The sequence below is a fragment of the Nostoc sp. S13 genome, from assembly GCF_029379315.1.
GTDB lineage: Bacteria > Cyanobacteriota > Cyanobacteriia > Cyanobacteriales > Nostocaceae > Nostoc.
The window spans coordinates 1-10,536 of record NZ_JAQYWQ010000172.1 but is presented as its reverse complement, the minus strand read 5'-3'; the positions used below and the strand labels follow the sequence as shown (position 1 = coordinate 10,536).

General features: G+C 39.8%; 11 protein-coding genes. 1 reads left to right on the top strand and 10 read right to left on the bottom strand.

Features of this window, described 5'->3' with window-relative positions; translation table 11 throughout:
- Nucleotides 1-20: 20 nt before the first annotated feature.
- The 8 genes from PUQ00_RS30585 to petC all read right to left on the bottom strand — a co-directional run bounded on the left by PUQ00_RS30585 (nt 21) and on the right by petC (nt 9,288).
- Nucleotides 21-2,135, bottom strand: a complete 2,115-nt coding sequence (locus tag PUQ00_RS30585) for a P-loop NTPase fold protein (RefSeq protein WP_300423541.1) — start codon at nt 2,133-2,135, stop codon at nt 21-23.
- A gap of 312 nt (nt 2,136-2,447) precedes the next feature.
- Entirely contained in the window at nt 2,448-4,211 is a 1,764-nt protein-coding gene (locus PUQ00_RS30580; protein ID WP_300423539.1) for a tetratricopeptide repeat protein, read from the bottom strand.
- Nucleotides 4,201-5,493: an ATP-binding protein gene (locus PUQ00_RS30575; RefSeq protein ID WP_300423538.1), complete on the bottom strand. Its 1,293-nt coding sequence runs from the start codon at nt 5,491-5,493 to the stop codon at nt 4,201-4,203. Before PUQ00_RS30575 ends, PUQ00_RS30580 begins: the two co-directional genes overlap by 11 nt.
- Nucleotides 5,494-5,899: 406 nt before the next feature.
- The gene (locus PUQ00_RS30570) at nt 5,900-6,607 is read right to left on the bottom strand and encodes a Uma2 family endonuclease (RefSeq protein WP_300423536.1); all 708 of its coding nucleotides are present in this window, start codon (nt 6,605-6,607) and stop codon (nt 5,900-5,902) included.
- A gap of 221 nt (nt 6,608-6,828) precedes the next feature.
- The gene (locus PUQ00_RS30565) at nt 6,829-7,110 is read right to left on the bottom strand and encodes a hypothetical protein (RefSeq protein WP_300423535.1); all 282 of its coding nucleotides are present in this window, start codon (nt 7,108-7,110) and stop codon (nt 6,829-6,831) included.
- A gap of 169 nt (nt 7,111-7,279) precedes the next feature.
- On the bottom strand, nt 7,280-7,435 hold the full coding sequence (locus tag PUQ00_RS30560; protein WP_300423533.1) for a hypothetical protein: 156 nt from the start codon (nt 7,433-7,435) through the stop codon (nt 7,280-7,282).
- Between the two features lie 159 nt (nt 7,436-7,594).
- Nucleotides 7,595-8,596, bottom strand: coding sequence for a cytochrome f (petA, locus tag PUQ00_RS30555; protein ID WP_300423532.1), 1,002 nt, complete (start codon nt 8,594-8,596; stop codon nt 7,595-7,597).
- Between the two features lie 152 nt (nt 8,597-8,748).
- Entirely contained in the window at nt 8,749-9,288 is a 540-nt protein-coding gene (gene petC, locus PUQ00_RS30550) for a cytochrome b6-f complex iron-sulfur subunit (protein WP_300423530.1), read from the bottom strand.
- Nucleotides 9,289-9,517: 229 nt separating this feature from the next.
- Here petC and PUQ00_RS30545 point away from each other — a divergent pair, with 229 nt between their 5' ends.
- Nucleotides 9,518-9,826: a DUF3067 family protein gene (locus PUQ00_RS30545; protein WP_300423528.1), complete on the top strand. Its 309-nt coding sequence runs from the start codon at nt 9,518-9,520 to the stop codon at nt 9,824-9,826.
- A 50-nt stretch (nt 9,827-9,876) separates the two neighbouring features.
- Here the strand turns inward: PUQ00_RS30545 and PUQ00_RS30540 are convergent, their stop codons facing one another.
- Entirely contained in the window at nt 9,877-10,041 is a 165-nt protein-coding gene (locus PUQ00_RS30540) for a hypothetical protein (RefSeq protein ID WP_300423526.1), read from the bottom strand.
- A gap of 72 nt (nt 10,042-10,113) precedes the next feature.
- Entirely contained in the window at nt 10,114-10,329 is a 216-nt protein-coding gene (locus PUQ00_RS30535) for a hypothetical protein (RefSeq protein WP_300423525.1), read from the bottom strand.
- Nucleotides 10,330-10,536 lie beyond the last annotated feature (207 nt).

Below are 10,536 nucleotides of genomic sequence, written 5' to 3'. Positions count from 1 at the left end.
AAGCCAGCTATGTAAGGGTTTCAGCTATTTTGAGGTTTATTTGTGGATAAGTCTATTGTTCCTGATTGAGAAGACTGACTTATATCAGAATAGCGGAGTAGTTCCAATAATTTGGGTTTACCATTCCAATATTTTGTAATCTCATTACACTGACTCAAGTCAAAGTCAGGAGTATGATTAAGCGCACACTTTTGTAAATTTGTGAGTAACTTACGGTCTACATCTAAATCAACAAGTAGCCGCGGCCATTTCACATTAATAGCAGTAAACTTACCCAATTGCTCTAAGGTCAAAAGTTGATTAATACTCGCACCTTGCGATTCATCAACTATTTTATCAAAGAGTCCTGTATTACTGGCAATATAGGTTTTGAGTCTGAATAAATTAATAAACTGCTTCAAACGACGCGGATTATAATCTAAAGCAGAGGCGACCATTAACACAATATCCCGAACCGTTTGAGAATCTTGGGTTACATTAAATTTGATTCTCTCACGATGCTCTAATTTGTTTTGTTGTGGAGTTTGTGTTTGTTGGGGTTGCACTTGTGAAGGTTGTACTTCTGGATTTATTGGCTGCTGCTTATTATTAAATTGTATTAATAATGTGTAAATATTATTCCTAATAGACTTCCAAAAATTGGGCTTCTTTTTTTGCTGAATAGGAAGGGCAATTTTATCTAAAAAACGCTGAAAGTCTGACTGAGCTGGTTGTGGTACTTGAAAGGGAATTTGGATAAACTTCTCAAGAAAAGCATAACCGTATTCTATGCCACTCAAGAATGAGCTTCGGCTATCTTTATTGTCAGTGTTAGGTGCAATTGAGGATGAAGGCAAATAAGGGAGAATATCTTTGTACTTGACTGCAAGACCTGCTGCTACCTTCTCTCTATCCATACCAAGAATAAAAATTATATGAGGATCGTTGGATATCATCAAGTTAAAAGCCTGCATCAGGTCAGCAGATTTAGCAAACTCACAACGATCGAGGTCATCAATAAAAACATAGACTTTATTGTTTTTACCTGCATAAGCTTCGACAATTTTCTTAAAGTCTTCATGGAACTTCTCCACAAAAGAAATCTGACTTTTATAATCAGGTGATTGGAGATATTGAATCAGCGCTTTTTTAGGGTCTCCAACTAATTTACGAAGTTGCTGCCATAGTGATATAACGGCTAAAGTTGAACCTCCAATACCAGCGGCTCCAATAGGTATAGAATAGGGATTTTTTGGAAGGGAGTTTTCTGTGTTACCTTGATTATTAGTATTGCTTTGATTAGAATTATTATTTTGCTGAGATGAACTCTCCTTCTTTGGTTGGTCGTTACTATTTTTGGACTGAGAGTTACTATCTTTTTCTTTAGTTTTGTTAGTCTGTTCTAGACGTATATTTAAATCTTTTACGCCTTTAGACAATTGTTCAACCCATGCCGGTCCTTTTAAAAAAGAAAAAATACCAATGATTACAATAGCAGAGATACCAATCAATAATTGGGCAAGTGTCCGAAGAAAATCTAGCCAGCCTTCTTTCAAATTGACGCGAAAGAATAATAGTTTAATGTGACCAATCCCAGTAGGTAAGTAATCAGAAGTAGAGCGAGGTGTAGAGATTTTTCGCAACAATTCCAGTGCAAAAGCTGCCCATAAAGCTTCTGCTTTATCATGTCTCCAAGCATTAAACCAAACTGTTTTTGGCTTAGGTTGTAGCTTGTTAAGATTTAAACGTAAAGATTTATATATAGTAATTAAAATAGATAAACTTTGAACAGAAATAAATTCAAGAGTGTCATCAAGCGACCACCAGAGTTGCTTGGGAAACTTTCTAATCTTTTTCCTTGCATTGATTTCAAGCTTTCCCAGATCGTTTTGTAACTTCTTCTCAAACTTTTTCTGTTGACTTTCTTCAATGGCTTTCTGGAGTTGCTTCATAAAAGAAGACTTACCGCTACCCCATGCACCTTCTATAGAAATAGTGAGTGGAGGTTGAGTTACAGGATTGGTTAAAAACTCTGCGATCGCACTAACATAAGGTTCAAAACCAAGAGAGTCTAACTCTGCTGCTTGATCGCTGACATTAGCGTTCAGAATAGACTCTTGTCGAGAATTGGGATTACCTGTACTGCTATCCGCCATATAAAGTTTTGAACCAGCTTAACAACAGCTCACCTGCTGGATTGTAGTTAAACTTACCATAGATCAGCGAGAAAACCAAGACCTTGCACCATTCTCAAACCTGGCTTGAGAAAAAGGCGATCGCGCACCGCTTAGATGATGCAATTATATAGTGCAAACTTAGCTTTAAAAAAAGGCGATCGTTACTCAAGTAAAAATCAAATTCCTGTAGCCAACGCAGTACTATATATATGGTACGTTAGGCTAAAGCCATAACACACCCTACTTAAAATTTACTTTCTATCTTCGCCTCTGCGTGAGATTTTTATCCTATTAATTATTCTGCATTGCTGCGGCAAGTTTTTCTAGATTTTGACGGACAGTGACACTACGAAGATGATTTACGCCCCAGACTCGTTCACAAATATCTAAAGCTTGCAGATAAAGCAGTTTTGCTTCGCTATAACGTTCTGTTGCACGATAGATTTCTGCCAAATTATTGAGACTTTCTGCAACATTGGGATGATTTTCTCCCAATAGGTGCTTATCAAGTTCTAAGGCTTTTATACATAAAGGTTCCGCCTCATTGTAACGCCCCTGCTCCCTGTACATATAACCAAGAGCGTAGATAGTATCTGCTAAAAGCGGATGCGCCTTTTGCAATAGACGCTGCTTGAGTTCCAATGATTGCAAAAACAAAGATTCGGCTTGATTGTAGCGTCTTTGAGCGCGATATATTAAACCTAAATTGTGCAAATCTGTTGCAACATCAGGATTCTCTTCTCCCAAAAATCGCTTATCTAGTTCTATTGCTTGTTGCGACAAGGGTTCAGCTTCGCTGTAACGTCCTTGATGATAATAAAGTAGCGCTAAATTATTCAGTATGAGAGCAAAAGAAGGATGATTTTCGCCAAGCAAATGTTTTTCAAGTTCTAATGATTGCAGATACAAAGGTTCTGCTTCCTCATAATGTCCTTGTTCATCATATAGTAATGCCAAATTGTTCAAACTGGCAACAACATCGGCATGGTTTTCTCCCAAAAGACGTTTCCTCAGTTCCAAAGCTTGTTGATATAGGAGTTCCGCTTTACTATATTGTCCAGTAGATTTGTAGAGTCCTGCCAAATTATTCAGGCTAGTAGCAAAAGAAGGATGATTATCTCCCAGAAGACGTTTTCTCAGTTCTAAAGCTTGTTGATATAATGGTTCGGCTTCGCTGTAGCGTCCTGTTGCACGGTATAATCCTGCTAAATTGTTGAGGCTAGTAGCTAAGTCTATTTGCAAACCTAATTCATTTTGTAGCTCACTCGCCTCACGCAAATACTTAATTGCTAATTCTTGTTCTTCTTGATAATTTTGAGATTCACCACGATCTAATCTGCTGCGGTAAATATCACCTAAGCTGGAATATAAGGTAGCTAAAGTGGGATCTTTAGTTCCCCGTTCCTGTTCTACTTTCTCGATTAGCCTTTGTAAATCTTGGATGGGCAATAAAAAGGGGTTATTTTCATTAGTATCTGTGCTGGCTAATTCTGTGTCTCTAAAAACAAAGCGGATATTTTCTAGTTCTTTACCAGGAATAGCATTTGTCTTTTTAGATTCAAACCGGAATACACCGTTACGCCAACTCCAAAAATCAGGGGCTTTTTTAATTAGGTTGACTAAAATTTGGTTAGTTACCCAAAGCACGATCGCAAAAGGAAACTCGCGCAATCCTTCCCTTGTCCATTGTAAGTAACCAAAAAATTTCTCCTGTTCTGATTGCTCATTTCCAAGTCTGAGAAAATAAAGTTGTTCAGCACCCGTCACACTGATCGCCGCCGGGTTCTGCTCACGGAGATATTCTTCTTGTTGTATCAGTTGGTTAAGAGCAGCTTTTAGGCTCGGTTCCTGACGTGCTAATGTCACTCGATATGAAGGAAGCTTCGGTTGTAGTTCAGCTTCATATTGGGCTATAATCTCATCCCGAAAGCTAGCATCATCGCCAACCGCAATCAGTAAATTTAATCCCCGCTTTTGAGCTTCAATAGAAACAATTAAATCATCATACGCATCTTGATTTTTTCCTTCCTCATCTAATAATTCTTCATTTAACATTAATAGCTCCCTTTATTTTCAAGGTTTCTATAATAATTGGATGAACATCGTACCAAGTTTCATCAGTGCGATATTCTAGAACATACAGCCCATGTAGCAAATCCAAAAACTCGACTTGTTTGGGGTCATTGGGCATAAATTGTTGATAAACACTCTGTAAAATTTCTATATCAACCTTTCCTAAACGGATGGAAAAATCATTGCGGATTTTATTGATTGCTTCCAGGAGAATTTTATCATCAATGATAACTTCTGCTGAGGGATTTCGCCGGATAATCCGCAAACAAATACGGCAACATTCTTTAGCAATCCGAATTAACTCTCGCAATACGCCACCACTGGAAATCACCATTTTTTCAGCAGTTTCTGCCGCAATTAATTCACTGGATATCCGCTTTTGTAAAACTTCACCGAGAATCTTTGTTGCTTCCAAGCGAGGTTGGGCGTTAGGGAAGCGATTTTTACCTTTCTCAAATATTTTTAAAACAGGCATTGCCACAACCTGGTCGTTGGTTTCAGTGGTAATTATTGTGCTGAGAAATGTTTCCCGAAGTACTGCGATCGGGATAGTATAGATAATTTGAAAGTTAGGTTGACAAAGAGCTTTAATGTTATCTCTATAAATTTCGTTAACTCTTCCTAAGTCAAGTTTATCTAAATCATCAATAATTACTAAAACGTTTTGTTGAGTTGCAACTTGAATCAGAGCAGCAATTTCATTAATTCTGGCAACTAAATCTGATAATTTGCGTTCAAATTCTTGTTTAATTTCATCACGAACGCTAGCATCAACTTTTAATTTAGAGCTAATCAACTTTAGGAGGTCAAAACCTATGCTAGCTTCTGCCTGCAAATTTAATTCTTCAGTGCGAGTCCGGGTAGCAAACCACTTATAAAGAGCTTCTTTAGTAGATTGAGGAATATCAACTCGGCGTGCTTCTGCCTCTGTCATTAAATTAACTGCGATCGCAAACAGTATATTAATATGATTAACCGCCGACATTTCAATTTTTTCAGCAATAGAGAATAGAACTACAAAATATTTATTTTCAATTTGTCTGCTAAACTCAGCTAACAAAGTAGACTTACCACATCCTCGATGTCCTGTAAAGACAATTTTGCCATCTCGATTGGGACTATCTTCCACTAGTTGATTAAGGTCTGCAATCAAGTCATCGCCATATTCGACTCTAAATCTTTCCATTTCGTTCCGTTCCATCAAGGGAAACAGTTCGAGATTGCTGTATGCTTCTTGAAAGGAGTTTAATAAATCTTGAGACATTGGATAGTGCCATAAACATGGGAACTATTCATATAATGGCTCATCATTTCTGTGCTAAAAGTTTAGGCCAGCACAACTTCCCTAACTCTGTCAATAAATGACTACTAGGTGATACTGTCTTATGTTTTCAAAGAGGATACTCTACTTACCACAATCTCAACCGAGAAACAAGTAATAGAGGTGAATATAAATAATAATGAATGATCGATTATACATTCACTAAATATAAATAAATCATAGATTATACATTTGAAATAGGAAAAGCTACCTAACAAATAAAGAAAATTTAATTTTCATTTATAAAATAAAATTTTTAGCCTGTTTTGCTTCTGTCGCCTCTTGTTACATTTGAGAGGGTGGGTAAATCATACTCACCCGATTATTTTATTAACACTGTCGGATTTAGCTAAAGGCTATCTGGATCAATATTTAATTCTCGGAGTTTAGCAGCTAATCTTTGCGCCTTTTCTTCCGTTTGCTGTCGAGCCTCTTCTGCGGCTTGTCGTGCAGCTGCTTCCTCTTCATGAGTTAGGAGTGTTTGACCCACAGCCGGATTGTAAAAACGCAGTTTTCCTGCTACCAGGCGTAACTCTAACCCCAAAACTTCACTCAGTAGAGACACTGTACCATCTGGCAAGGTATTGGCTAGCACTGGGAAATAATTCCCATCGACCAAGTGTAAACCCTGGAGTTGCGGATTAAGATAATCGCCTGTGGGGTCATATTGGAAATATTCACTCACTCCCAAAAAGGCGTAAATTCCTTTCTTTGCACCTTGGTCTTTGCTGCGGGTGCTTTTTGAGGTAATCTCTAGAACAAAATCTGGGGTTTGATTATTTTCTTCCCAGGTTTTGTAAGAGCGTCTGTCACGGTTTTCCACTCCAAAGACTACAAATATATCTGGGGCGACAACCGATTCTGGATAATCTTTTTCGTAGTAAATAAATAGATTACCAGCGACGTATACATCTGGGTGATTTTGGAAATAAATCCTTAGCACATTTCTTGCATAAGTCAAGTAACTGCACTGTAAATCACCTTCAGCCATTGGCTTACCGTCCTCATCTGGGTACTCAATCGGGGTAATGGGGATATACTCTATTGAGACTGTCACGGGCTAATACCTCAACTCAACTAGGGCTAGGTTTAATAATATCGCTCAAAATGCGATCGCCATAACTGGGAGGTTGAGAAATCACCAAAAACTCCAAATCGTGTAGGCGTAGCCAGCCGTAGACATCGCTAGTGATAATGTCTCACTTCAAAAGTCCCTGGCGGCATGGCGTTCATAATCTTCAAATCTCAGGTTTGCAATTGTGCTTCTTGAAATGATATTTATCCGCTCACACAGGTTATAATCTTCAACATTTGGTTGCCCCCTTTTTGAAATTCGTAAGCAACAGGCTGAACCTTTACATCAAATCCGTGACTGGAAAACGTTTCGATTACTGACTCAATATAAGGTGATAGTTCACCATCAAGTTTCAACAATGGAAAAATCCTCACCTCAGCTAGTAAATCATCCATTTCATCGCTCATTTCTTGGGTATAAGGAACAAGTTTAGAAGGATTCTGCATAGCATCTTTCATGAGAAAGTCAAGAAAAAGGCTCATCATAATGCCCTCATCTCCATCAGTTTCTAATCTAACTAAGAACGTGTTATGGGACTGATATTTGATTTTTGAAATATACGTAGGGTGCGTTACGCCAAAGGCTAACGCACCACCTCTGATTCCAGGTGCGTTACGCTACGCGATAACACACCCTACATATACTTAGATTTTTTCACAAATCAAATCGGATTGCTATATCAAATAGCACTTCAATATGGCCTGAAGCATTAGCTAAATGGGGATAATCCTTAGAGAATGCGCGAGGTAAGCGAAACCCATCTTGATTTCCTACCTTTGCATGAGTTAAGGGATAAATTTTTACAGCCATGAGCTAATTCCTAAGTAGGAAGATACCAGGCATTTTATTGGTGTTTTTTGTCTAAGTCCCAATATTAAGCTTTGAGTGCTATATGCATACTTGGAAGCATAACATATAAAAAAAGACAGGCATCTTGCCTGTCCTACAAATAATGATTGAACAAAAAAATTAGAAATTCATTTCAGCAGCTTGAACTTTTTCAACCTGCTTCTTCTTCAGCACCAGCATAACTTGAGCCAACATTACAAGAGCGATGAACGCAATCAACCATTTGACTCTAGAAGAATCTTGCAATACGATTTCTGCATCTATTTGACCGAATCCACCGACGTTCGGGTTGCTGGTCAAAGCATCACCAGTCTTAACTGTTTGCCCTTCGGAAACAACCAGTTCTGGCCCTAAAGGAATCGTATCAACAACAACATCACCAGATTCGGGCTGGATGTTTACTAGATATTTAACATTACCGTCTGCATCTTCCTCTTTGGCAATCTTGCTAATTGTGCCAGTAGCGGAAGCGTTGTAAACAGTGTTGTTGCTCTTTTCGCCAGTAGGATAAACTTGTCCGCGTCCTCGATTACCACCTACGTGAACTGAATATTTACCGAAGTGGATGTTTTTGTCGGTTGCGGGGTTGGGAGAAAGAACTGGGAAGATGATTTCCTGATACTGTTCACCGGGTAAAGGGCCAACGATGACGATGTTTTCTTTGTCTTCGCTGTAGGGTTGGAAGGCAGTGTCGCCAACTTCTTCTTTAAGTTCCTCGGAAAGACGGTCTTCAGGAGCAATCTTAAAGCCTTCAGGCAGCATCAGTACAGCACCGACGTTCAAGCCAACTTTAGAACCATCGGCACCAACCTGCTGGGCGCTGATATCGTAGGGGATTTTTACCACAGCTTTGAATACAGTGTCAGGTAGCACCGATTGGGGAACTTCCACTTCTGTAACCTTGGCGGCTAGGTGACAGTTGGCACAAACAATCCGCCCAGTTGGTTCGCGAGGGGTTTCGGGATAGGTTTGCTGTGCCCAAAAGGGATAGGCGGCAGCAGATTGGGGAAGGGCTAGATCACTGGTGAAGTAAAATGTCACGGTAGCGATCGCTATGAGCAATGTTTTTACGATCGCTCTAGCACTGCGAGTTAACCTCGCTCTTAAGAAAACATTTCTCATCTCTAATAAGGGCGACGATTGAATTAGTCATTGGTCATTGGGCATATGGGCATTGGGCATTGGGCATTGGGCATTGGGCATTGGTTATTCTCCCAATTTCCTCACTCCCAACTTTCTCATTCCCTCATCCCTTACTCAGCACTCAGCACTGATTAACCCCACCAAGGTGCATCACCGGTGCGGAAGTCGGTTTCAGTCCAAGGAGTCAAAACGATTTTGTCGTCGTTTACTTTGGTATGGGCTAAAGGCAAAGACAGGGGCGCTGGGCCCCGAACCACCTTACCAGTTTCGTCATACTGGGAACCATGACAAGGACACTTAAATTTGTTCTCAGCAACGTTCCAAGGGACGACACAACCTAAGTGCGTGCAGATGGCGTTAATGCCATAATCTTTGATCGCCTCTTTGCTGTCTACCACAATATAGGTGGGATCTCCCTTTAGTCCTTGGACTAGGTTGCGATCGCCTGCATTCCGGTTTTCTAGAAATTTACTGACACTAACATCGTTACCCAACTCGTCTTTTGCGGTTGCACCACCACCAGCAGCACCACTAACAGGTGGAATAAAGTACTTGACAACGGGATACAATGCACCCAGAGCCACTCCAGTGACAGTCCCAAAAGTGAGCAGATTCATGAACTGACGACGCCCCATATCGGGCACGTCTGCTGATTCAGAAAATTGAGCCATAATCTACGCGCTCTTTGTGTATTTTGTTAAGCATTTTGACAACAGTACTAGTACTTGAGCAACTCTTGTCTAAGTCGAAATGCTAGCGCTCACAACGATGCCATACTTCTCTGTTCCAAGATATATTTAGCATCTTTTCTGTTAGCATTACATTTCTTTATATCCTTATCATACTGGAGTCACGGAACTTAACATCATAACTAAATGTAAAATCTGATTGAGAAAAGCTATGACAGGACAGGAATTACGTCAGATGTTGCTTGATAAATGGGGATACTCTTACGATGTCCAGTTGCGGCGGGCACAGGGAAAGATATTTTTGCAGGTCATGTGGAAATATCTGGAGCAAGTTTCTTTTCCCTTGAACGAGGCGGAGTACCAAGAGCATCTTGATAGCATCGCCAATTATCTTCATGCCTTGGGTGGGTCAACACAAGTACAAACATTTATTGCCCAAACACGCGATCGCCCCCGGCTCGGCAAAGCTGTTAGCATTCCTCTAGATTTGGGCGATCGCGCTTCGGAATGGATATTATGACCTGCTAATTGCATTAACTTTAATAAATTTCTGAGTAATTACAGTATTTTTTATCCAAAAATACCATAATGTGCTTTAAAATTCTTTTGCCCACCGTTACATCCCTTATCTGGCTGAATTAATACAACTTCTCCATCGTCTAGAACTACTCCCAAAACTAAAACTTCCGAGATAAAATAGGCAATTTGACGGGGTGGAAAGTTGTAACTTTTCACTGTCCCCTCTTTGACGAGTAGCTGTGAGGCAATGAAGTTTGAGTAGGACATTAGTGGGATAGGTTCTAGTTATTAATTCAGGCGATCGCCCAGCCAACCACAATGGTTCTTACCTGTACCCGTGATCGCAATGGTACGGGAATTTATATTGATCCTGGTGCTGAGATAGCTGCTTACTAAGCAAGCCTTTATAGCGGTGTGCAGTTGAGTGAGATACAAATACCTGTCATCATTAGTAAAACTTAGAATGTAATTTTTACTAGTCATCTGGTGAAAAAGAATAGACATCTTGGAAAAGTCCCTAACACCTCACCCCAACCCCTAAAAGCTTGCTCTTAGGGGAGACAAAGCACAGCTTTGGCGGGGTGGGGTTCTTATTTTTAATTTATGCAAGAGGTCTCTTGTATAGTAATGGTCAAAACCTAATTTTTAGTTGAAGAAGAATACATTCGTCAGAATGCAATCAGTGGGGGATTCAGACCCGCCACTACGAAA

Excerpts from the sequence above, each read along its gene's own strand:
- PUQ00_RS30535 (WP_300423525.1), bottom strand. The coding sequence starts at position 10,329 with ATGTCTATTCTTTTTCACCAGATGACTAGTAAAAATTACATTCTAAGT.
- PUQ00_RS30585 (WP_300423541.1), bottom strand. The coding sequence starts at position 2,135 with ATGGCGGATAGCAGTACAGGTAATCCCAATTCTCGACAAGAGTCTATT.
- PUQ00_RS30565 (WP_300423535.1), bottom strand. The coding sequence starts at position 7,110 with ATGATGAGCCTTTTTCTTGACTTTCTCATGAAAGATGCTATGCAGAAT.
- PUQ00_RS30580 (WP_300423539.1), bottom strand. The coding sequence starts at position 4,211 with ATGTTAAATGAAGAATTATTAGATGAGGAAGGAAAAAATCAAGATGCG.
- petA (WP_300423532.1), bottom strand. The coding sequence starts at position 8,596 with ATGAGAAATGTTTTCTTAAGAGCGAGGTTAACTCGCAGTGCTAGAGCG.
- PUQ00_RS30575 (WP_300423538.1), bottom strand. The coding sequence starts at position 5,493 with ATGTCTCAAGATTTATTAAACTCCTTTCAAGAAGCATACAGCAATCTC.
- petC (WP_300423530.1), bottom strand. The coding sequence starts at position 9,288 with ATGGCTCAATTTTCTGAATCAGCAGACGTGCCCGATATGGGGCGTCGT.
- PUQ00_RS30560 (WP_300423533.1), bottom strand. The coding sequence starts at position 7,435 with ATGGCTGTAAAAATTTATCCCTTAACTCATGCAAAGGTAGGAAATCAA.
- PUQ00_RS30545 (WP_300423528.1), top strand. The coding sequence starts at position 9,518 with ATGACAGGACAGGAATTACGTCAGATGTTGCTTGATAAATGGGGATAC.